The sequence below is a fragment of the Caballeronia arvi genome (assembly GCF_001544695.2).
GTDB classification, from domain to species: domain Bacteria; phylum Pseudomonadota; class Gammaproteobacteria; order Burkholderiales; family Burkholderiaceae; genus Caballeronia; species Caballeronia arvi.
The window spans coordinates 1-21,151 of sequence record NZ_FCOM02000087.1 but is presented as its reverse complement, the minus strand read 5'-3'; the positions used below and the strand labels follow the sequence as shown (position 1 = coordinate 21,151).

The following is a 21,151-nucleotide window of genomic DNA, read 5'->3' as shown; positions in this document are numbered from 1 at the left end:
TGATGCCGTCGGCCCGCGAGGATCCACCTTCCTGCATTTCCTCGTCGGCCACAGTGGGGGGCGTTCATTCCATTCCGCCTGATGAGCCTGCCGCTATCTAACCTCGCAAGTCCGGAGTCAATCCGTTGCGTAGCATTGTCGCGGGTTACTCGTGTGCCGGGCTACGCCGCCTTCAGGAAACTATCCCGTGGTGATAGGCGCGATTCAGGTGTCGGATGTGCAATTACGTCGTGTGCGCCTCCTGCCTGACGGCGAGCGACATCGCAAGACGGCTGATATCCCAGATGAACCCGCTGAGTTCACGGGCGACCGCGATTACCGCGACATTCTTCTGCTTGCCACGCGCGACCAGCTTCCGGTAACGTCGGCACAAGCGCACCTGCGCGTCCCAGGCGCGATCCACAATGGGCTTGGGAATGCCTTCGTGGCGCCGCTGGATCTCAGGACTCACTCGAGCGGGATGCTGGTAGCTCCAGGCCGCTTCGACCAGCAGTTTTCTCGCATAAGCGTTTCCGTTCTTGGTAATGCTTCCCTGACGGCGTTTCTCACCTGACGAGTGTTCGGACGGCGTCACCCCCAGCCAGCCCATTAATTGACGCGGATGATCGAAGCGTGAGAGATCGCCCAGCTCGGCCAGCAGGCCCACCGCCGTGGTGAACTGCACGCCGCGCATCGTCTGCAAAGCGAGAACGACCGGATAGAAGCGCCAGTTAACGACCGCCTCGCGCAATGCCGCCTCCAGTCGTTCGCATTGGGCGAGGCGGTCCTCAATCGTGCGTCGATGTTCCTCGAACGCCAACTGTTGCCACGCGCTCTCGAACGCGAACTCGCTCAGCCAGCGGCGATGCGATGGCCCCCAGTCGGCCCGGCCTGTATAGCCCACTCCGTGCAGCAGCAGAAAGCCCTTCAGGCGCTGTCGTGCACGCTTTAGATCGTCCTTGACGCTAACCCATGCGCGAGCCAGGTCGCGGAATGCTTCGTCATCCACGGTGGGCACGTAAACGCGCGACAGGTCCCCTGCGCGCAGCGAACGCACAAGCTTCACTGCATCGCGTCGATCCGTCTTGACGCGCTCACCTGGCTTCTTTGGAATCAGTGAAGGCGCGCACACCATGCAGTCGAATCCCTTCTGCATGAGCTGACGGTAAAGTCCGTAGCCGCACGGGCCTGCCTCATAGACAATGCGGATGTGCCGTGCTTTGGACTGCAGGCGCTTGCACAGGCGATCAATATCCGCCTTGGTCGTCCCGATCTTGCCGAGCACCTCGACCTCACCCGAACCGAGCGCGTACGCGACCGTGATCGACTCCTTGTGGACATCCAGACCGACATACACCGTGCTATCGTGTTCCATGCTGGCCTCCGTGCTGGAAATCGCCGGGTGTCGCCCTCGTGCACACCATGCGGCTCTGGCAGCGATGCTAACCCGCGTTTGATTCCCTCGGCAGGCCAGCCCTTGTCTCACGAAGTCATACTGACTAACCTGATGGGGCATCATTTGCCGACTACCGCTGAGCTCGAGCAAACAATCGTTACCGCCCGTGTTCACGGTCACTTAAGAGATCCACTGCGTCCGATAGTCATCCTCGCGTGCGGGTTGCGCGACAATCGATCGCTGTTGAGATGACGCAGTAAGGAGAAAAGCGTGGCTTTTCGGAAAAGCCTCCTATTGGTCAGTGAATTGAGAAAATGCCGACTGGACAGCGCCTCGCCGGACCTACAGGCCTGGCACAGGCGCTTTGCAGTCCGTTTCGACCAAATTTTGCGCGGGTCGACGATTTCCCTTTGTGAGCGCAAAGCCTCAAGTATTCGGGGGAACCGCCGAAAACAAATGCATGACAAAAAACAAGCACACCCGCGTTGCTGCCCGCGCATTGAGTGCTGCCCTTCATACGATGGACGCACTGTGTAACGCGAGGAGAGTTTCCGTCGACGAACTCACCGAAGTTGAGCGGGAGATATTCACTGACGTCGCGTTAATCGAAGCCTTCACCGAGCAGACACAATTAGCTGACATCTGGGCAGGGGACATCCTGAAATGACGGTCGGTGATCTGGCGTCCAGCCTCGAAGAGCGTTGGCGCCTTATCCAAGACAGGCGCCGGGCGAAATTAGGCGAGTAGCCCTCTCGCATGGGAACGTTGCCGTGCGATTGACAAAGATTTTCGAATAGTCTGGGGGCTGGATTAAGCTTTACGCTGACGGTGGACACATGGATATTGCTGTGTAGAAGGTACCCGCTGTCTCGTCGAACTACCCAACAGACCGGTGCTCCAATGATCGATAGCTTCAGTATTTAGCTCCTCCGCCCTCACTGCCGCCTGCGAAACGCGCTGGTGAAGCGTAGTCAAAGCGGCCGCGGATCACTTCAACAGACGGAGCCTTCCGTTCAGTCGGCCCGTCTTGCGCGTGGCTGGTGAACTTCTTTTCGCCACTAGATTAGAAGCAAAGGTTGCCATATCCAGGTGATGCGTGTATGTCTTGAACCCGTCTTTGGATCCGACGGTTCGTTAGATGGCGACAGCGAAGCACTTCAGGGTAATCTGTTTTGCATCGTCGACGTTGCGACCAAAAAAGGGTGACGAGTGAGTTCCATTCGGCGGTTAAAGTGCTGCACAACTTCGATTTTCAGTGGCATCGATCAGTGCCACGATGCCAAGTTGGCGGCGTCACAGCCTGTTGCCTTTGCGAGTAATCCTCACGCCAAATGACTCGGGCGCCCGCGTCGAGTACCGCCTAGTCGACTGCGTCATTGATTTGGCACCTGGCGGATTCGACGTGAAGGATCGTCATACTTCCACTTGATCGGCTTAGGATTTTTGTTGTGCTCGCGGATGTAGTGCATGAGTTTGCGATTCAGATCCTTTACTGAAGTGAAGATGCCCCGGGCGATCACATCACGTTGGATGCGCGAGAACCAGTTTTCCACTTGGTTAAGCCACGACGAGTAGGTCGGCGTGAAGTGCAGACGTACGTTGCGATGCGCGTTGAGGAAGGTGGCCACCCGCTCCGTCTTATGGCTACTCACGTTGTCACAGATGACATGGATTTCCCTGCGTTTGGGCTGGCTGGCCACGACGTCGATCAGGAAGGCCACAAACTGTTCGCTGGTGTGGCGCGGCGCTGTTTTGCCCAGCACCTCGCCGGTCGCAGTATTGAACGCCGCGAAGAGGCTGAGCGTGCCGTTGCGCTTGTACTCGAAGCCGTGACTCTCGGCGCGCCCCGGCGACAGCGGCAGCATCCGGTCCTTGCGGTCGAGTGCCTGAATCGCGGTCTTCTCGTCCACACAGAACACGGCTGCGTGCGCCGGCGGGTTCAGGTAAAGCCCGATCACGTCGGCTGCTTTGGCCTCGAAGTCCGGGTCGTTGGAGACCATGTGCCGCTCCAACTGCTGCGGCTTGACCCCATGCTTGCGCCAGATGCGCTGCACGGTCGAGACCGACACGTCGCCGAGCTCTGCCGCAAGCTTATAGCTGCTCCAGTGTGTCGAGCCGTCGGCGGGTTTGTGCTTGAGAGTGCGGTTGAGCACACGCGCCTCAAGTCTGGCTGGCGGCTGCTCGGGAGCGCGCCCGGGATGTCGGGCGTACATGCCAGACAGTCGCTCGCTAAGAAAGCGCCCCGACCAGCGCGCGATGAAGCGCGAGTCGCAACCCAGTGTGCGCATGATGCTGTCGCGCGATTCGCCGTCCTCGAGCATCAGGATCAACTTCGCGCGTCGTACGTCCGCCGCACGCACCGTTCGGCTGCGCGCCGCCGACAGCAGTTGCTCGCGTTCGGTATCGGTCAGATTCATTTTTCCCATGACCTGCATCTGAACACACCTGGGGTGCCAATTCAATGATGCATTGCACTAGTTACCGCCTCGTGGTGCTTCTGCGACGCGCTTCTGCCTTTTCTCGATACTTGATGCGGGAGGCGCATTATCAGCGCCAGTTCGACACGGCAATCAAGCACTTGGTCATGTAACCGACCAGCGTAATGAGAGGCGGTGAATACTGATGCGGGAGAGTGAAGTTAGAAGCTGCAAATGACCGGTTTCGAGTTCGCGCGAGCCCCTCTGTTCTCCCCTATTTTGACCCGATTCAACGCAACTCGCCCGCGATTCAGGGAGATGACCCGCGCCGGCCTAGCGATCGGTCAAGGTCATCAGGATGTCCGCGTACCAAGCGCTGTTGAGCCCCAGCGACTCGTCCAACTGCAGGTCTCTCGTGCCCATATCGATGGTCGATGAATGCACGCCCAGAAGCACCCACGGCAGATTGTTAGGCCCTTTCTCTCCCGGACCGGCGCTCATCACGACTGGCGCCCCGCTCGTACCGCGATGCGTCCGCGCGTCGGTAACAAAGCACCCCTTACCCTGAAACCGAAGGCCAAACGCCGAGGCCAACACGCCTTGCCTCACGACCGGAAGATGATGCAATGAGTCATGGAACCCCAGCGGAAAGCCGACGATCAATAGCGATGCCCCGATCCGTGTCACTTCCCTCGGCCGCGCTAAATTTTCCGGCCCGAAAGCGTAATAGCGCGCGCCTTGCGGTAAAGCGCTTCGGTCGATCTCGATGATGGCGACGTCGATCTCACCACCATCATCGGTCCCCTGACGCCAAACACTCTGCCCTGCTGAGTACAGCGGAACCGAAAACCATTCGGACGCGCCAAGGTTCGCGACGTCAACGTGAAGTTCGAACTCCAGTCGATCCGGGAAATGCTGGCTGGGTTCGTCGATCAGGACGTGGCGACTGGTCACGAGAAATAGTCGCTCGCCGCGCTTGAAGAAGAATCCGCTCGCATTTGTGAGCCGCTGCTGCTGCGCGAAGGTGCATACGCGTGTCGCGGTAAGGAGCAGTGGTTCGACCGCTTGCTGACTAAGCGGCTTATCAAGTCCGGCGAATTGACCGGCTGGTATCAGGCTGGCGATATGCTCAAGCAATGCGTCGTGCTCCGGGCCGCATGCGTCTGATGCGAGAAATTGCTCGACCGTGAGTTCCGAAGTCGTCCCACCCGAGGCAGCGTTCGACACATGCCGAACAACAGGAAGCCCACCCTCGTCGCGGCGAAGGAACCATGCGTCTCCGTTGGAACTTGAATAGAGTTGAAGCAAACGTTGGCTCATGCTAGTTCTCTGCCGAAAATGAAAGACTCATCGGGGTCGCCGCATCCTCATCTGAACGGCTGCTACGAACCCCAGTTCGAAGCCTTCGTCATCGTTGTGAGCGAATCCCGGTTACTCGGCGCGATGCCGACAAACAGCAAACGAAGTCGGGAAGCGACCTACGGACTAGATGGCGTTGTCATCGGATATATTCACGGCCGGCGGGTATGTACATGGCACCGCCGCAAGTTTCGGACACAGCGACGGCGGGATGGCTCTTTTTGCGGAAAGTGCCATTCGGCGGACAGGAGGAATAGCAGAGGCGGTGACACCAGACCCGTAGCGGACCGTGCAGGAGCACCGACCATGCTACGCGCTTTAGGGGCGTTGTACAGAAAAATCGTCGTCCCGCAGACAACGCCAGCCTAGACGTTTGCAATCTGGTGAAGATATCTAAGCGTCACACCTAACCGTCAGAATACTGTTCGCTTGAATTGAACGGTCCATATTGAAGTTTGGACACTGGACGAATCACTGGACATGTGCCGCGGGTCGAGCGTTTGACCTGAGGACAATGAATCCGCTGCGGTCTCGGAATTTGCGGGTATAGTAAAGCCTCATACCGAGGAGCACCCATGCCAGCAAGTCCCCCTCTCCTCTACAAAGGCTTCGAACTGCACCCCCTCGTTTTCGCCCGCGCGTCTGACCGCCTCGACAGACGTGCACGAAACGCCGAAGGCTACGACGTTGCGATTCGCATCTGTCGTCCTGACACATCGGGCGAGACCGGCGCAAGCCGCGTTTTTAAGCTGGAGCGGGAAGACGTCTTCGCGGACTTCGGTGTTGCTCGACGGGCTGCTCGTCAACTAGGTGAAGACGTCGTCGATGGAAAGGTGGGAGGCGCCTCGATCGCTGATATGTGAGTAACAGCGTGCTGTCTTTTACTCCTGTTACATCGAAACGACCTGGGATGCCGCTGAGCCGGGCACATGGCGCGATAGCCCTTAGCTTGTGGCCGATGGCCACCATTTACAAATCTCGTGACGTCGAGCGGACATCGAAGCAATTCCGAAAAGGCGCGGCTAGCGCTCCTCCGTGCTCAGTCGGTAACATCGAGTTCGCGCACAACCAGTGGACCGCGCAGCAGATGAAGTGCCGCGTGCATTATGTCGAGAGCTTCAATCCCGAGGAACTGGCCGCGCGGCTGCTCCAATACGGTCAGCGCGCCGACGGTCTCGTGTTCATGGCACTGGAGCATCCGGTCGTACGCGACGCCCTGAATACACTCGCAGATCAGGGTGTGCCTGCGATTACGCTGATTTCCGATTTATCGAATGCGCGCAGGCTTGCATATGTGGGCATCGACAATCGTTCCGCGGGGCGCACGGCGGGGCTTCTGCTCGGCCGTTTCATGGGGACCGCGTCCCGCGGGCAGGATCGCGATGCTGGGGGGCAGCCTCAACTATCGCGAGCGCGAGGAGCGCGAGATCGGCTTTCTGCATCTGATCGAATCGACCTTCCCGCAACTACGCGTGATCGGTCTGCGCGAAGGTCACGATGACGGCGAGCGCAACTATATGCAGACGCGTAAGCTGCTGCAGCAGCATCCCGATCTCGCGGGCATCTACAACAGCGGCGGCGGATCGGACGGCGTGGCCCGCGCGATCCTCGAGGCAAAGACGAAACAGAAGTCCTGTTCGTCGGTCATGGACTGACGCCCGACACGCGCGCGCTGCTCATCGACGGAACGATGGACGCGCTTATCACGCTAACGCCGCAGTCGATGGTCGGCAACAGCCTGAAGATATTCCACAACGTACGCAGGAAGCAGGATGCAATGGACGGGGTTCAGCCTGTGCGGTTCAGTATCGTGTTGCGAGATAATTTGCCTTGACGGCGTGAACAGAATGATTCTCGCAGGTATCGCCAGCATATGACGCAGCAAGCGATTTCGAGCAGTCTCGTAGGTGAAAGCGACGGGCTCGTGGCAAATGCGCGCTGGAGAAGGACATGTAATCACGAAATGGCCCGCTCTACGGCCTAGTGAAACCCGCATAACAACAATCATTGAGCCGAATTGCTTCCGATGTTCCTCGCCGTCGCGGAGGAACTGCACTTCTGGCATGCCGCCGCGCGCTGTTCATGACGCAGACGCCGCCCTCGCGGCCGATTTGGACACTCAAATAGGCGCTCGATGCCGTGCTCTTTGAGCGCAACAGCCGCAGCGAGGACGCCGTTTGCATCCTGCGACTTTCGACGAAGGCGGCGAAGCTGGGCGGCTAACGGTGGGCTTCGCGGCGGTATCTTGCTATCACCTCGTGCCGGGCCCTATCGCGGCGGTGTGCGATGCGGTGTCGGGCATTAGGCGATCCGATGGACTCGTACACTCGCGATGCGGACGGAAAGCTGAATCAAGCCGCCACCGACAGTTTCCTGCGCGCGGGATGAGATGCGGCAGCCGTTCGCCACCATCATAGGTGGCAACTTGCTTGGGTCGAATGAGGCATCCCTTGCGAGGCGGACCTTTCTCGGAAAGTTGGAAGATCTCGTCGAAGACTGCGGCGATCGCACCGCGCGGCCACTGCGGCGATCGCACCGCGCGGCCGCGAGTGATGTTCGATACGCCCCACGCGGTCGCGAAAGCCGGGCTCGACGTGTCATTTGAGCGCGCGTTCCTAGACCGCGCGCTTGTCGCTAAAGCGTTGTATTGGCTCTCGGCCGTGAGGCCCATCGTTGCGGCGAGATCGCTAACGGAGGTCGCTTCATAACCGTGCGACCGGAACTGCACAGTGGCCGCGTCAAGCGCGGCCTCCTCATCGAACCACGCGGACGCGGCATGCTGCAGGTCCTCTTCCTTACGCCGTCTTCGGGTAGTTGGACGGGAACAACGCACGCTTCGTCTCATCGTCGTTGACCGTCTTGAACGCATGCTTCTTATTCATGGCGCGCGCGCGTTCGACGGCGGGTCGCGCGTCGATCTTCGCGAACCAGCGCTTGAGTTCCGGATATGGCCCGAGCGGATCCTCACTCGACTTGAACACGCGCGATGCCCGATCGACCCAGCCCCACGCCGACATGTCCGCGATCGTAAAGCTATCGCCCACGATGTATTCGCGGCCATTGAGCCTGTCGTTCAACACTTGATAGTGACGATCCGCCTCTCGCCGATAACGATTCACCGCATAGTCGAGCCCTTCGGGCGCCGCGTACTGGAAGTGCACCGCCTGACCGGAATACGGTCCGAGCCCACTCGCTACGAACATCAGCCACGAAAGAAGCTGCGGGCGATCTTCCGGCGCGCCGGCAAACTGACCAGTTTTCTCTGCCAGATAAAGCAGGATCGCGGTGGAGTCGAACACAACAGCCGGCTTGCCGCCCGGCCCTTCCGTGTCCACGATGGCGGGCACCTTGCCGTTCGGGTTGATCGCACGGTACTCGGCCGTATGCTGCTCGCCCTTGCTGGTGTCCACCGGCTTCAGTTCATATGGCAGCCCGGATTCTTCGAGGAAGAGCGCGATCTTCGCGGGATTGGGCGTCGGGTGAAAGTAGAACTCGATCATGGGGATGCTCTCCGTGTCGTGGCCGATATCGCGTCATTTTAGATCGAACGATCTTTTATGCGCAGAAGCGGATCGGAAGGGCTACTAGTTCCGAGCAATGCTGGCGTGAGGAAGCACGACCGCCGTCGCGCTCGATCGAATGTTAGCCGGCGCACTCGCACAAGCCTCACCTCCTCAACCTTTGACATCGATCGACTTCGCGCTGCGCCGCTCCGACGGCGAGAGAATGGAGCACGTGAGAATCACCACGCCTGCGGAAAACGGCAGCGAGAGCCAGATCTTCACGACGGGCGATCTCGCGGGATTCGACGCGCGCGAGGACGCGACTGCCTACGCAGAGAGTTAGGCGCTTGAATGGTCACCTCAGCGAGGCTATTACGTATCAGGCCCGAAACAGCGCAACGACTCCAACTGGCGAGCACAGAATAGAAACTCCAGCTCGCGAAGCGCTCGATTGAGGCGACAAAGAAAAATCGACAAGACGCTCGACGAAACGGACGGATCGGCAACCGAGTCAGGAAAAGATCAGTCGGCGAAAACGAACACGGAAGGATCGAACTGATCGAGCAGGAACCCTCGACGAGCACACGACCCGCCAGGTTTTATTGGCCCGCCTGATCGACTGGCCAAGGGGGACGAGTCGCGGTCAATGCTTGTCCGGCAGCGGATACGCGATGACGGAATCGCCGAGCTTCGTCAGGAACGAGCCGTGGCCGCCCGCCGCGGTTAGCCCGTATTGCTTGCCGTTCGCTTCGTAAGTCATCTGGGTCGCCTGTCGGCCAGCGGGCAACCGCGCTTCCCACAGCTTTTCACCGGTGTCGGTGCTGAAGGGACAGGTAACGCGGCCCCGAGGCGAAAGGCACGGCGTGACGTCCGGCAGCGCAACGCCGTCGTCTAGCTGACGAAGACGATGTCGTGGTCGCACGAATCTCCGCACGAGAAATACGCGATGCGCCCGACCCGCAGATGCAGCAGCACTTGTTCGAGCCCGAAGACTTCGCTGCCATCACTCTGCCTACCGATTACAGTCGCACGAAACGCCTCGGTTCCCTCGCGCTTGATCGCCACGAGGCGACGAATCGCGCCCTGCCGAGTGGTGAAGTATTGATTCATGAACGTTCGCGTCGTTTTTGCTCACACGATCGTAGCGCGGCGTCCCTTAAGCTAATGTTATGCAGGACACACCTCAGTCCGACAGCGTTGGAAATAAACCTTCGCCACCATCAAACAACCATGACATTCAAGATCAAAGCAGCGGACCTCAAGCGCATGGAAGAGGGGCTCGATATCCTAAGCGCGCAGCGCGTCCGACTGGGAAACGCGGTGGGCGTGTTCAATGAAGCACTCGTCTCCGCCCGCGCGACGCTTCAGGCTGCGGTCGATGACTACAATCAGAAGGGCAGCGATGTGCGCGCGGATTTCGAGAATGTGTACCGGGCACTCGAAAAAGCCTACGTCGAGCGTTCGGACGACTGGAAAGACGGCGAAAAGGGCACGGCCGTGGAAGAATGGCTCGACACGCTCGAATCCTTCCCTGAGAACATCGTCGATGTATCGCTTGACGAGTTCATTGACGAACTTGAACTCGAAGATCTGGTCGGCGATGACCCGAGGGACGACTTCAACGACGTGGGCAGGGAACCGGGCGAAGCATGAAAAGCCGCCCGAAGAAAAATCGACAAGCGCGACGCCCAACCCAATCAAAGTTCGGCCGCCTTCGACCAAACCTGCTCACGCCCATGCTGATCGAGCGAGGACTTCAGTTTGAGACGTCGCTGCCATCCAGCCCCGCCTCAGCATCTGGCGCACAGCCGTGATTGATTGACAATGGACCCTGCGCACGGAATTCTTCCGTGTCAGCAAAGCAACGGCTGGCCAAGAGACCCACCATCACCTTGGCGTATTACTATGGGCCTTCGACATCCCACGGGCGACCGCATTGGAACCTTTGACATCACCGCATGGACTACGAGGGTTCGCGCACCTGATCGAGTCGTTGACGCAGAAGCATCAGGATCCTGCCAAAGGCCACGCCGTACCGAATTCAAGTGATCCGCTTGATACGAAGGATCCTCTGGTCTCGCAAGCGCTCGAGCAGGCAGAAGCAACGCTACCGGCGACATCGCCCCGCGTGTTTGTGTTTCCCTCCGACAAAAAATCCCCAGCGACCACTCGGAAGTAAAGCCGGTGGCGCGAACGGACCCGGTCATCGATGCTGCACTTTCCGTGTTGCCATGTAGGCGTCAAACAGGCCCACATGCAGCCGGCTGAGGTCTTCGCGTAAAGCCACCAGCTCGTGCTGGTCGCCTTCATGTTCACGACGCAAGATCTCCCCGAGCAAGGCCGTGGCACGCGACGCCGGCACATCTCGCTGCACGCGCGCCTCGCCCAGCCGACTCGCCAGCGCCGGCTTGACGATCATGAGCCAGGCCGGGCACCACGCATAGTCCTCATTTTCGCCTGTGCCAGGAAAGTCAGCATCGAAGCGCCGACGCAGCGCATCGAGCGAAGCGTCCCGAAGCCCGGCAATCAATGGGGCGAACCGTGACGGCGCCAGCCACGCCAATTCTGCAAACAGCGGCCACGCCGCATCGAGGCCGGCCGCTCGATAGCGCGCTTCGGTCATCCAGGCGAGTGGCGACGGGATGCGCCACCACGATTCGATCGTGTTGACGGCGTCAGTGGCCGCCGCCCAGTCCCCTGCGCGAAGCCATAGCGGCGCGGCGTGGCTTTCGGTGTGAGTCCCGCAGAACACCAGTGGTGCAGCGCGCTGGGCGAGCGAGCGCCAGCACGGTGTCGACCACGCATGAACGTCCTGTGTGGGCAGCACCCGTTGGGCGGCAGGCATCACATCCTCCTCGAGGTGTCGCCGGACCGCGGCCAGCTCCGCGTGGTCGGTCAGTGGAAGGCTGGAACCGTGCTCGAGTTCGCAAACAAGCACCGTCATCGCAGGCAGCGCGCTGTCGTCAGGGTATTCGCTGGCGAGCTGCGTCAGTGCGGCTCGCGCGTCCACCGCATGGCGACGCTGCAAGTGCTCCACGACGTCATTGCGCAGTACCACGTCGCGGCTGTCGGCAAATATATCGAGCTGTTGCATGCTTTGCTGCATCGTCGTCGCACTCAGGAATGTGTCGATGAAGAGCGATCAGGCTAATTCATTTCAACGCGTCGAGGAAGCGGTTGCCGGTGCTTTCGGCAGGCTTTTCATGGACCACCGTGTGCCAGGCGCGCCTCACAACAAGTACGCTACCGACGCGCATCCAGCATCGTGCCTCGACAACGGCCAGCACCACACCGACAAGCGTAGAGGCGCTTGAGCGCCGCCGTTCGGCGCCCTTCGATATCCAGCGCGTAATCGATGAAGACCTCTGCGCCTTCCTCAATCTTGCGTGTCGCCCGGATGAAGATCCGGTCGCCTTCCTGTTCGGCTTCACAGTTGGGCGCGCAACTATGATTAATCCAACGCGCGGAGTTTCCGCCTTGTGCGCCATCGATCATGCGTCCGTCGTCGAGCCCGAAAAAGAAAGTATGTCCGTCTTCAGCGGCCGACCGTTCATACCGGCGCTGTGCCTCTTTCGCCGAGATGATCTCGCCTTTGTACTCGAGGATCAGATCACCCACCGAGATGGTCGCTGCGGCGAACACACCACGACCATGAATGGGCGAGTGACGGACTGCAATGCGGCGCATAGTTAAGACTCTGGCGTGAGAAGGAACGAAAATATCTGCGCTGAGGTGACGACAGGCATCATCGCATCATCGCATCATCGCATGCCAGTCTGTCAAGAAATGTCCGCTCCACCTCGTCGCACGAAACTCAAACGCAAGCCGGCGCGCGGCACCCTGGTGCGCTATGAAGACCGGGTTGCGGAAGTTCTGGGCGAAGCCCGCGGACAACGCGTCATGATTCGCTCCATTCACCCGGACGGACAGGAGCGCCGCACCGCGGTGAAATGGGTGAACCTCATACCGCTCGAGACTCAGCTTTTCTGACTGACCGAGCGTGACCGTCGAACGGGTGATCCGACGGCAAACTGGCCACCTGCGGCCGTCGCGGGTCACCCGGTCGTCGTTGCGCTCACGCCTGGTTGACGGCGTCCTTAAAACTCTTCCCGGCGGTGAACTTTACCGTCTTGGCCGCTGCAATCTCGATCGTCTCACCGGTCTGCGGATTTCGACCGGTTCGCGCGGCGCGTTCGCCGGAACCGAACGATCCAAAGCCAATCAGCTGCACGGTATCGCCCGCGGCCACCGTTTTCGAAATCGTCTCAAACACCGCATTGATCGCCTCTTCGGCGGCGGTCTTGCTTGTACCCGACGCCGACGCAACCGCGTCGATCAGTTCCTGCTTGTTCATTGAATCCCCTCTCCATTGAAAACGAATGCGATCTTACCGAACCGCTACGAAAACATGCGACCGCCGCTGCTACGAGGCAGCATCGGTCGCATCCAGGTCGAACAGATCCGAGGTCGTGCTGTGGGCAGCGAGCAACTCGGGCAAGTGACCCTTTCGAACTTTGGCCAGCGTGTCCGGCGACAGCCAGGTTTCTTCCATCGCGTCGATGCCTTCCTCGATCATCCGCTGCAGGAAGAACGATTGCTTGCGCCCCGAGGCCTCTGCCAGCACGCGCAACCGCTGTTCGATGACCGGGTCGATGCGCACCGCCACAACCCTCAACTTGTTCTCTGCCGATCTTCTCACCTGTTCACTCCTTTTGACCGTCGGCGCGACTGGAGCGCCAACCGGTCATGGATGGCGCCATCCGGTCATTATCTATGTTCGAGCTTTCGCCCTCGCCGTTTTGCTAACGGCTGACTTTCGCGCGGCTCGCCTGACTGGGGAACTGGATTCTGCCGTGGGCGCGCGCCGCGGCGGAGGGCGCGAGGTTCCGCGCAGCGACTTCAACTGCGCTTGAAGTGACTTGTGGGCCGCTTCGAGCGCGGCGAGCTTGCCTTGCAGCACCCCGGTTTGATGCCGGGCATCGCCCTGCTGCTCCTGGAGCGCCTCGACGGTGCGACGATGTTCGGCCTCGCGCTTGTCGGCGCGCTTGGCCGCCTCGGCCAGTTCTTTCTGAACCTTGGCCGCCGCGCTGCGTTCGCGATCGATTTCCAGCAGGGCTCGCTTTTCCGTCGCGCGTAAGCGCTCCTCGGCCCGATGGGCCGTTTCCCGGAGTTTCTCCAGATCACGCGAAAACGTGTCGCGCACCTTCTCCAGCTCTCGCTCCCAGACAGCGGCCTGTTCGCCGAGACGCTTGATCTGCGCTTCAAGTGCCGTGCGCGTGGCGGCCTCCTCAGCCTGCTGCCGCTCGAGCTCCCGAATCTCGACCTGCGCAGCCAGCAGCGCGGCGGTGCGCTGTTCGAGCGCGGTCTCCGTGCGTCCGAGTTCATCGCGTGCCGCCACGACCTTTTGCTCCGCGTCGGCCCGCTGCGCCTCGACCTCCTCGCGCAGCGCCGTCAGTTCGGCCTGTGCCGACGTGCTCGCGCGCGTCCACAACGTGCCAATCAGCTCGCCGGCCGCCTCGCTGAGATCGGCCGGTAAGTCCGGATGCTCAATGCGCACCCGGCTCTTCTCGCGCAATTCCGCCCAGAACTCGCTGAGCACCGACGCCGGCGTGCTCATGGTGCCGCGGCGCACCAGGTTGTAGAGGCGATTGGCGGTCGGCGGCACGCCAAAGCGGAAGAACAGCAGCGCGCACACTTCGCGGTAGAGCTCGCGCGTCTTGGGAAATTCCGCTTTCAGGCGGTCGATGTCGGTCGCCAGGCGGGCTTCATCGGAGAGAACGTCGGACATGGACGTCGAAGGAGCAATCAGAGCACTCATAATACAACGTATTTCGCTTTAATCCTAACGCCACTTGGCAATGGATTTGACATTAATCCTATAATGTCTAGGACTGGTATATACGGATCTGTTGCGTTCGTGCGAGTGGATCGGCGCTTTCCGTCACAACATCATCATGTGATGTTGGTAGTTTTGGTCGTTGCGGTTCGCACGGACGATCTCTGTGTTTCTACAACTGAATGGCGCTACGGTTCCGCCGTCGCTTCGCGGTCCGATGCTGCTTGATGGCATTGGATTGCCACGGTATTGGGCTGCCGTCTGGTCGGCGATGTCGTCATCCAAACTGGCAGTGTCTACGCATACAAAGAAACTCCGATATCTGGAAAACCTTTACCAACATGCGGCTGGTCTCGGTGTTGGCCCGAATGCGCTGGACGATGCGCTTGGAACGCTGAACGACGAAGCGCTGGCTGACATTCTCGAGTCGTGGTTTGTTTCAATCCGCAATCAGCCTGTGGTAACAGGCGCCGACGAGAAGCGCTGGCAGACAGGTCTCGAATTCGTATTGTCCGTGGTCGCGTGGATCTCGAAGAGTGAGGCCAACGATGACCGGATGAGACGCATCGAGGCACGGCTGCACCGGCTTGCAGCTCTTTACAGTCAGCTTCATGTCCGCCGAGATAACTCCGTGGACACGGTGCGTTCGTTGCCTGCCAGCACCGTTGAAGCACTGTACCGCCTGCTTGACCCGGACTCCCACCACAATCCATTCACCCGTGCGCCGACGCGTTGGCGCATCTTCGTTGCCTTTGTGCTGATGCTGCATCAAGGACTTCGCCGAGGGGAAGCATTGCTCCTGCCGGCTGATGCAGTGAAAAGTGCGTATGACCGTGGGCAGCATCGGACGCGGTATTGGATCAACGTCGCGCAAAACCGATACGAAGATTCGGAGGTTGATCCTCGCTATTCGAAGCCCTCCATCAAGAACGTGCATTCGCTTCGGCAAATTCCTGTTAGCGAGCTGACAGCCCGTGTGGTCCAACGTTACGTGGAGAACTACCGCGGCCGCCCCTCTCACTCGTACTTGCTGAATTCACAGTTCGACACCCCCTTGTCGACGGAGACACTGACAAAAGCATTCGTGCTCGTATCCCGCAGCCTGCCGGATCATGTGCTCTCGGAGCTCAAAGACCGCACAGGCAAGGAAGCGATAACACCTCATGACTTGAGGCACACGAGTGCCGCGATGCGGTTGAATCAACTGCTTGAGCAGGGCGACCCCATGGACGAGGCGCTCCAGAAAATGCGAGTGTTCTTTGGCTGGTCCAGAACATCCTCGATGCCGTCCCGGTACGCACGCGCCGTGTTTGAGGACAGACTGGCCGGTGTCTGGAATGACGCCTTCGATGACCGGGTTGCACTGCTGCGCGCCTTACCGCTTCGGGGTTGATATGCGGCAACCGCACAGTCCAAGAAGCCCGCATCCGGATCCATCAGCTATCGGTGACAGTATCGATTGCGTCGTGGCAGCGTTGCCGGCCTTGCCGCCCGTTATCCGCTACCGCGACGAATTTGATGACACCCATTATTCAATTCGTCATCCGGAACGGATGATGGTGTTTGATCTGAAAATCTGTGGCCGGACGGTGAAAGTTGACTTCACACGGTACGAGGAAAAGCACGCTCTGCTGCTAAAGCACGTCTTCCTGTATCTCTTGGGCATGGATCTCGCCGTGTCCACGGCAACGGGTTATCTGATTTCGGCGGCGTACCTGACACGGGAAGACATCACCGGCATCGTGCGCGCAGGCCCCTGGAAAATCAGGTTCGTCTGGGCGGCATTGCGCGCGCGGGAGATGCCTCATTCGACGTACATCGCGGCAAAGTCACTGCTTCGGCTTCTGTGCTGCTACCGCCTCCAAGGCTGGTCTAACTCCTACAGCGCCTACATTACCGATGCTCTCCCCTTGCCGGCCCAAAATCCCTATGCTGGCGTCCACTCGGGAGATGTTTTTTTGAGCGCGGATGAGGAAGCTGCGATTGTGCGACACCTGGACGAAACCGTCACAGCCCTTACATCCGGCGCACAGGTTCCCCGCGAGGAAATCCGCGACACCGGCATGTTGCTGTGCGCCTACCAGTTCGCGATGCGCCCCATCCAGATTGCGATGCTGCGTATGCGAGACGTCCGCATCTGGTCCGACGCGCGGGACGGGTCGCCAACTGTGCACCTGACGTTCCACATGGCCAAGCAGCAAAGCAAAGCGAAGCGGCTACCTCTGACGCGCGGGGTCAAGCGTGAATGGGCGCCTCTGTTTGTTGTACTCGAAGAGTGGCGGCGATCAGACGGGACCCGTGATAACACTCACTTCTTTAATGTCCAGTCGAACTATGAGGCCGGCGCTCGCATCGCCGCGCTTGTTCGCCGGCTGATTAGCTCCCAATCCCGTGGTAGCGCAAACGATCTGCGGCATACCGCCGCCCAGCGCATGGTCGACGCTGGCGCGAGCCACGAAGAGCTCGCCGAGTTCATGGGGCACTCACTCGTGCCCTCCGGTCTAGTGTACTTCAGAACCTCAGCCTCTCACGCGGAACGCGTCAACCGCGCGCTCGGCGCTTCGGACATCTATCGGCGGGTGGCAAGGATCGCGCACGACCGCTTCATCTCCCCGGAAGAACTCGCCCAACTCAAGGGTGACCAACAGATCGCTGGCGTGCCTCACGGCATACCAATTGCAGGCATTGGCGGTTGCACGTCGGGACAGCTCGCGTGCCCCTATAATCCCATAACATCGTGCTACGGATGCAGGAAGTTCATGCCCCTGCATGACAAGGCGATCCACGAGAACGTGCTGGCCTCAATGCGCGAGGTGGTCGTGTTCTTCGTGCGGAGCTCCCGCGGGGAGACCCGGTCGCCAGCCTACCTCCAACTGCAGCGCACGATCGCCGAAATACAGACAGTCATTGACGAGTTGGAGGTCGACGACTGATGAACCCCCACTACGCCGCCTTCATCGAGCTCGGGAAAGCCCTCGCTCGACAAAAGGAGATAGCCTGGGAAATACCACTTGATGAGGCGGGTGCAGCACAAGACGGCGTCGGCTGGAACCTTACTGCCATTGCGGGCGATGTGCCGCCACCGCGCTTCTATTTGAAAGACCTGGGCCCTGATCGGAAGGCGTTGGCGATCGTCAACGCCGGGCGCGTCGAGGCCGGCGTGGCGCCATTGACACAAGGGCCGCTGACCGTCGCGTGGCAGAACTTAATCAAGTCTGCTGCGGTCGAGCAGCTTCTGTTGCGGCGAAATACCGCGCAATACGTCATGTCGTGCATCACGCGTCCGCTGCGGGTAATCGCGTCATGCGTGGAAAAGGAACCGTGGCAACTGACTGTCGATGATCTTCGTCTAGCGATACGCGTGGGCGCGGCGATCCAAGCCAAAGGACAGCTGGGCGATCTGGTGATCGGAGCGGTCAAGGTTGTACTCGACGTCCAACACATTTGTGATGCGGGTCCCTTATACACATCCCTCGCTTTGCCTCGCATGAAAATGACGACTGTGACCAGGGCGAGGCAGACGTGGTCAGAGGATGAGTTGCGTGCTGATCTCGAAGATCGCAAACGCAAAGAACGGTTACCCGCGCGGCGAGCGTTCTGGGAGCTAACTCGTATCGTAATGACCGAAAAGCCGCTCACGTTCATGGACGATCTGCGGTTCGCTGTCATCCGCACGATGATCGTAACCGGCATGCGCGCGGGCGAAGCCGCCCTATTGCCTGTTGACTGGAAGCGGGAGCGCAGCTACCTGGATGCGAAAGGACGGCCAGCCGGAGAGTCTGGGGGCATCTCGACGGCCTTGATGGTCCGCCACTTCGCCGAAAAGCAGCAGGATGACGAATCCGATAGCCGACTCCTCCATGAGGCAACGCAGCCGGTTCCAGACATGTTCCGGGCGACGCTGACGCAGACGCTTGAGCGCGTTGAGCGTTTGACCGAGCCATTGCGAGCGACGCTGAAACGGCAATGCGAAACAGGCCGCTTGCTACCGTGGTACGGGGTCAATGATCTCGTACCGTTCACGCACGCCTACGTGCGACTGACGGGCAACCCGTTCTGGCTGAACATTGAGCACAAGCCATTTATCGATCGCTATCGGGATGACTTCGATCCCGACGTGCTGACTGAAGTGCATCGACATCAGACAGAAAGACCCGAGCACAGTCCCGTCACGCTAGATATGGCGGTGTATCAGTTCGGTAAACGCATGCTCGAGAGGATGCGCACCGGGGAGACTGCGTTGCGGTTCCGGCAAGCGGACGGAAAGGTATTGGGAGTTCGGGATCGCATGGTCTGGCATAACACCTTTCTTCATGTTGGCGAGTTGGAGGATCATGTTCGCGCAACGAGCCAAACCAAGGTATCAGACACAACGCCGCTGCGGCTTGGTATCGGCGTCGTGCAGCCGTGGGAACTTCTGTTCGTTCAACCGAAGCGGTCTGTTGTAGAGGAGCGCAACGATGGTTTGTGCGACGTTGCCCGGATCATGTCGGTCGGTCGCCCTACCCCTCGCTTCGTCGGTCTCGCACTCGGTGACCAGCAGCAAATTCCGTCACTCTTCAAAAAATACGGACAGACGGACGCAGACCGGGCCTTGAAGATTGAGTCACACATGCTACGTCATCTTCAAAACACCGAGTTGTTCCGGCTGGGCGTGGCCGACACGATCATCTCGAAACGCTTCAACCGACGCAGCATTGCGCAGAGTCACGAGTATGACCATCGTAGCCTCATCGAAGATCTCGATCAGATCGCACTCCCGCAGGACATCGAGATCATGCTTGGCGAGAAGGCCAGTACCGTTGCACGGCTCATCAAGAGGGGCAAGGCTAGCGGCCCGATCGTCGATACGTTCAAGCGTATCGAGGCGACCGAGGGCGACGCCGCCGCGTATGAATACCTGCGCGCCGAAGCCGACGGATTCCATGCCACTCCGTACGGACATTGCCTGAATTCCTTTACGGTCGACCCGTGCCCCAAACATCTCGAATGCTTTGCGGATTGCCGCCACCTGTCGGCCACCGATCTGCCAGAGAACCGGCAGAACCTGATCCGGCTCGAGGCCAAGTTCAAGTCCGCCCTTGAAACCATCAAGGCCAGAGCATCGACCAGTATCGGCTGGCAGAACCAGCTTGAACACGCCGAGAAGCGGCTCGACGGCATTCAGAAACTTCTTGCAACACCGCCCGGCGAGCGCCCCTTCCCCGATGGCCCGGATCTCTCGGTGCCCCGGGAACGTGGAGTACTTGATGAGTAAGCCTGACGAGACAACATCGTCCAGCGACGACCAGATGCGCGAGATTCTCGAAACGCTGCTGGCGGATGACGAAAACATCACGGCGCGCGCCATTGCACGGCTACATCCGTCTATCAAGGCAGTATCGTCGATTACCCGCAGCGAGTCGCGCAGCAGGCTGCTTGCTCAATATCAACTGCGTCAGGCTGAGTACCGACAATGGCGCGCACGTGTCGCCAGACGGTCCGGCGCCGACACTGCGGCATCGCTTGCCGACAAAGATATACGGATTGCAGAACTCGAATCCATTGTGCAATTGCTGACCGCGTCGCACCTTGCCATGCTGCGCGCCGTCGGGGAACTGGGCGGCGTGAACAAGTGGGCGAAGTTCTATGAACATCACCGGGAGATCCGTGACAGGCTCGCGGACTTCGACGCGATGCCGGCTGCACCGGTCTCAGCCATCCCGCCAGAAGAAAGTCGGAAAAAGATCAAGCGATAGCGCTTAACGGATCTCCCGGTCACGAAATGGCCGGCGTCTGCGGCGGACACCTGCGTTCCTCCCGAAAGGAGCATCAGATGACCTATTGCAACTTCTTCCAGACCCTGTACGACGAGACACATCCGGTTGGCAACCTTGGCCGTGGCACCCATTACTCCGTGCTTCGGGCACCGGTCTGGCACGACGAGTTGCTAAATCGGATCGAACACTGTGCGTTTCTCGACTTCGCCGTCATTTGGGATGAAGACCACGATGATCGTGTGATTGACGCGGCCCTGGTGCTTTACATCAGAGGCCTGCTTCCCCCTGTGAGGTATATCGGTGAAAGAAAAGGAATCCTGACTGTGCTTCTGGCACCGGATGTTGTGCGAAACTGGGAAGCGGACCGGCTCGAACAGTATCGCGACGGAATCAGCGACGTCTGCCAGAGCCTTGAAGACCCGTGGTCAGCGCAGATTGATATAGTCGATGGTCAGAAACATTCGATCATCCACGCATCGCGCGAAAACATCACCGTCTATCTCACAAATATCGATGTGCTGTGGCGTCTCGGCGTCAACCTGAAGAAATAAATTAGCGAGCCGTTGCGTGAAGATGAGCGCAACACGCCGGGCGACAAGACCGTTATGGCAGAGAGATCCTGTTGCGTCGCTCCGCCGCGAGTAACGCAACAAAAATCGGCCGCAGCGGCGCGCAACAGGCAACCAAAAAAGATAGGCCATCCTGTGGATAACTTGGCCGCTTTGCCCCTTAAAATACAGCGAATCTGAAAAGCCAAACCAACGCAACAGCAAGCCATATCTACCAAGTTTGTCTATGTTAGCTAGCTAAAATGGCGAAAACAAATCAGGTGACCTTGATGCCCGCCCTCCCGTCGATATCACATGCACTTCAGCCTGCGCCGCTCGAAACGCTTGCCATCC

The 21,151-nt window shown here is 59.5% G+C and carries 18 protein-coding genes and 2 pseudogenes; 10 read left to right on the top strand and 10 right to left on the bottom strand.

What is annotated here, in order from left to right; translation table 11 throughout:
- Nucleotides 1-223 precede the first annotated feature (223 nt).
- Nucleotides 224-1,354, bottom strand: coding sequence for an IS110 family RNA-guided transposase (locus AWB74_RS40320; protein ID WP_061152141.1), 1,131 nt, complete (start codon nucleotides 1,352-1,354; stop codon nucleotides 224-226).
- 481 nt (nucleotides 1,355-1,835) lie between these two features.
- Here AWB74_RS40320 and AWB74_RS40315 point away from each other — a divergent pair, with 481 nt between their 5' ends.
- Nucleotides 1,836-2,042, top strand: a complete 207-nt coding sequence (locus AWB74_RS40315; protein WP_061152140.1) for a hypothetical protein — start codon at nucleotides 1,836-1,838, stop codon at nucleotides 2,040-2,042.
- 706 nt (nucleotides 2,043-2,748) lie between these two features.
- Here the strand turns inward: AWB74_RS40315 and AWB74_RS40310 are convergent.
- Complete coding sequence (locus AWB74_RS40310) at nucleotides 2,749-3,810, bottom strand: IS630 family transposase (RefSeq protein ID WP_061152139.1); 1,062 nt, start codon at nucleotides 3,808-3,810, stop codon at nucleotides 2,749-2,751.
- 315 nt (nucleotides 3,811-4,125) lie between these two features.
- On the bottom strand, nucleotides 4,126-5,112 hold the full coding sequence (locus AWB74_RS40305; RefSeq protein WP_087039479.1) for a S1 family peptidase: 987 nt from the start codon (nucleotides 5,110-5,112) through the stop codon (nucleotides 4,126-4,128).
- A 614-nt stretch (nucleotides 5,113-5,726) separates the two neighbouring features.
- Between AWB74_RS40305 and AWB74_RS40300 the strand changes: the two genes are divergently transcribed.
- Both AWB74_RS40300 and AWB74_RS40295 read left to right on the top strand, forming a co-directional pair.
- On the top strand, nucleotides 5,727-6,014 hold the full coding sequence (locus AWB74_RS40300; RefSeq protein WP_061152138.1) for a hypothetical protein: 288 nt from the start codon (nucleotides 5,727-5,729) through the stop codon (nucleotides 6,012-6,014).
- Nucleotides 6,015-6,061: 47 nt separating this feature from the next.
- A pseudogene (locus AWB74_RS40295) lies at nucleotides 6,062-6,806 on the top strand (substrate-binding domain-containing protein).
- 1,140 nt (nucleotides 6,807-7,946) lie between these two features.
- On the opposite strand, the gene AWB74_RS40290 reads toward AWB74_RS40295, so the two are convergent.
- The gene (locus AWB74_RS40290; protein ID WP_061152137.1) at nucleotides 7,947-8,651 is read right to left on the bottom strand and encodes a glutathione S-transferase family protein; all 705 of its coding nucleotides are present in this window, start codon (nucleotides 8,649-8,651) and stop codon (nucleotides 7,947-7,949) included.
- Nucleotides 8,652-9,297: 646 nt separating this feature from the next.
- Nucleotides 9,298-9,468, bottom strand: a pseudogene (locus tag AWB74_RS49085) (hypothetical protein); the annotation flags it as partial.
- A gap of 98 nt (nucleotides 9,469-9,566) precedes the next feature.
- Here AWB74_RS49085 and AWB74_RS46070 point away from each other — a divergent pair.
- Nucleotides 9,567-10,307: a hypothetical protein gene (locus AWB74_RS46070; RefSeq protein WP_143749444.1), complete on the top strand. Its 741-nt coding sequence runs from the start codon at nucleotides 9,567-9,569 to the stop codon at nucleotides 10,305-10,307.
- Between the two features lie 550 nt (nucleotides 10,308-10,857).
- Here the strand turns inward: AWB74_RS46070 and AWB74_RS40270 are convergent.
- Nucleotides 10,858-11,748, bottom strand: coding sequence for a hypothetical protein (locus AWB74_RS40270; protein ID WP_061152144.1), 891 nt, complete (start codon nucleotides 11,746-11,748; stop codon nucleotides 10,858-10,860).
- Nucleotides 11,749-11,897: 149 nt separating this feature from the next.
- A complete protein-coding gene (locus AWB74_RS40265) occupies nucleotides 11,898-12,341 on the bottom strand; it encodes an SET domain-containing protein (RefSeq protein ID WP_061152133.1) in 444 nt (147 codons plus the stop codon).
- Between the two features lie 15 nt (nucleotides 12,342-12,356).
- Here AWB74_RS40265 and AWB74_RS40260 point away from each other — a divergent pair, with 15 nt between their 5' ends.
- Complete coding sequence (locus AWB74_RS40260; protein WP_235024879.1) at nucleotides 12,357-12,644, top strand: hypothetical protein; 288 nt, start codon at nucleotides 12,357-12,359, stop codon at nucleotides 12,642-12,644.
- Nucleotides 12,645-12,729: 85 nt separating this feature from the next.
- Here AWB74_RS40260 and AWB74_RS40255 read toward each other — a convergent pair whose 3' ends face one another.
- From AWB74_RS40255 to AWB74_RS40245, 3 genes are all read right to left on the bottom strand, one after another.
- Entirely contained in the window at nucleotides 12,730-13,008 is a 279-nt protein-coding gene (locus AWB74_RS40255; RefSeq protein ID WP_061152131.1) for an HU family DNA-binding protein, read from the bottom strand.
- A 69-nt stretch (nucleotides 13,009-13,077) separates the two neighbouring features.
- Nucleotides 13,078-13,353 carry a hypothetical protein gene (locus tag AWB74_RS40250; RefSeq protein ID WP_061152130.1) on the bottom strand — a complete coding sequence of 92 codons (276 nt, stop codon included), beginning with the start codon at nucleotides 13,351-13,353 and terminating at the stop codon, nucleotides 13,078-13,080.
- Between the two features lie 72 nt (nucleotides 13,354-13,425).
- The gene (locus AWB74_RS40245) at nucleotides 13,426-14,442 is read right to left on the bottom strand and encodes a DNA-binding protein (protein ID WP_061152129.1); all 1,017 of its coding nucleotides are present in this window, start codon (nucleotides 14,440-14,442) and stop codon (nucleotides 13,426-13,428) included.
- Nucleotides 14,443-14,707: 265 nt separating this feature from the next.
- Between AWB74_RS40245 and AWB74_RS40240 the strand changes: the two genes are divergently transcribed.
- The 5 genes from AWB74_RS40240 (at nucleotide 14,708) to AWB74_RS40220 (ending at nucleotide 20,800) form a co-directional block, all read left to right on the top strand.
- On the top strand, nucleotides 14,708-15,883 hold the full coding sequence (locus AWB74_RS40240; protein WP_235024878.1) for a site-specific integrase: 1,176 nt from the start codon (nucleotides 14,708-14,710) through the stop codon (nucleotides 15,881-15,883).
- Nucleotides 15,828-17,423, top strand: a complete 1,596-nt coding sequence (locus AWB74_RS40235; RefSeq protein ID WP_235024877.1) for a site-specific integrase — start codon at nucleotides 15,828-15,830, stop codon at nucleotides 17,421-17,423. Before AWB74_RS40240 ends, AWB74_RS40235 begins: the two co-directional genes overlap by 56 nt.
- A complete protein-coding gene (locus tag AWB74_RS40230) occupies nucleotides 17,423-19,747 on the top strand; it encodes a hypothetical protein (RefSeq protein WP_061152127.1) in 2,325 nt (774 codons plus the stop codon). The genes AWB74_RS40235 and AWB74_RS40230 overlap by 1 nt, the downstream gene beginning before the upstream one ends.
- Nucleotides 19,740-20,228, top strand: coding sequence for a hypothetical protein (locus AWB74_RS40225; RefSeq protein WP_061152142.1), 489 nt, complete (start codon nucleotides 19,740-19,742; stop codon nucleotides 20,226-20,228). The genes AWB74_RS40230 and AWB74_RS40225 overlap by 8 nt, the downstream gene beginning before the upstream one ends.
- A 77-nt stretch (nucleotides 20,229-20,305) precedes the next feature.
- Nucleotides 20,306-20,800, top strand: coding sequence for a hypothetical protein (locus tag AWB74_RS40220; RefSeq protein WP_061152126.1), 495 nt, complete (start codon nucleotides 20,306-20,308; stop codon nucleotides 20,798-20,800).
- The last annotated feature ends 351 nt before the right edge of the window (nucleotides 20,801-21,151 follow it).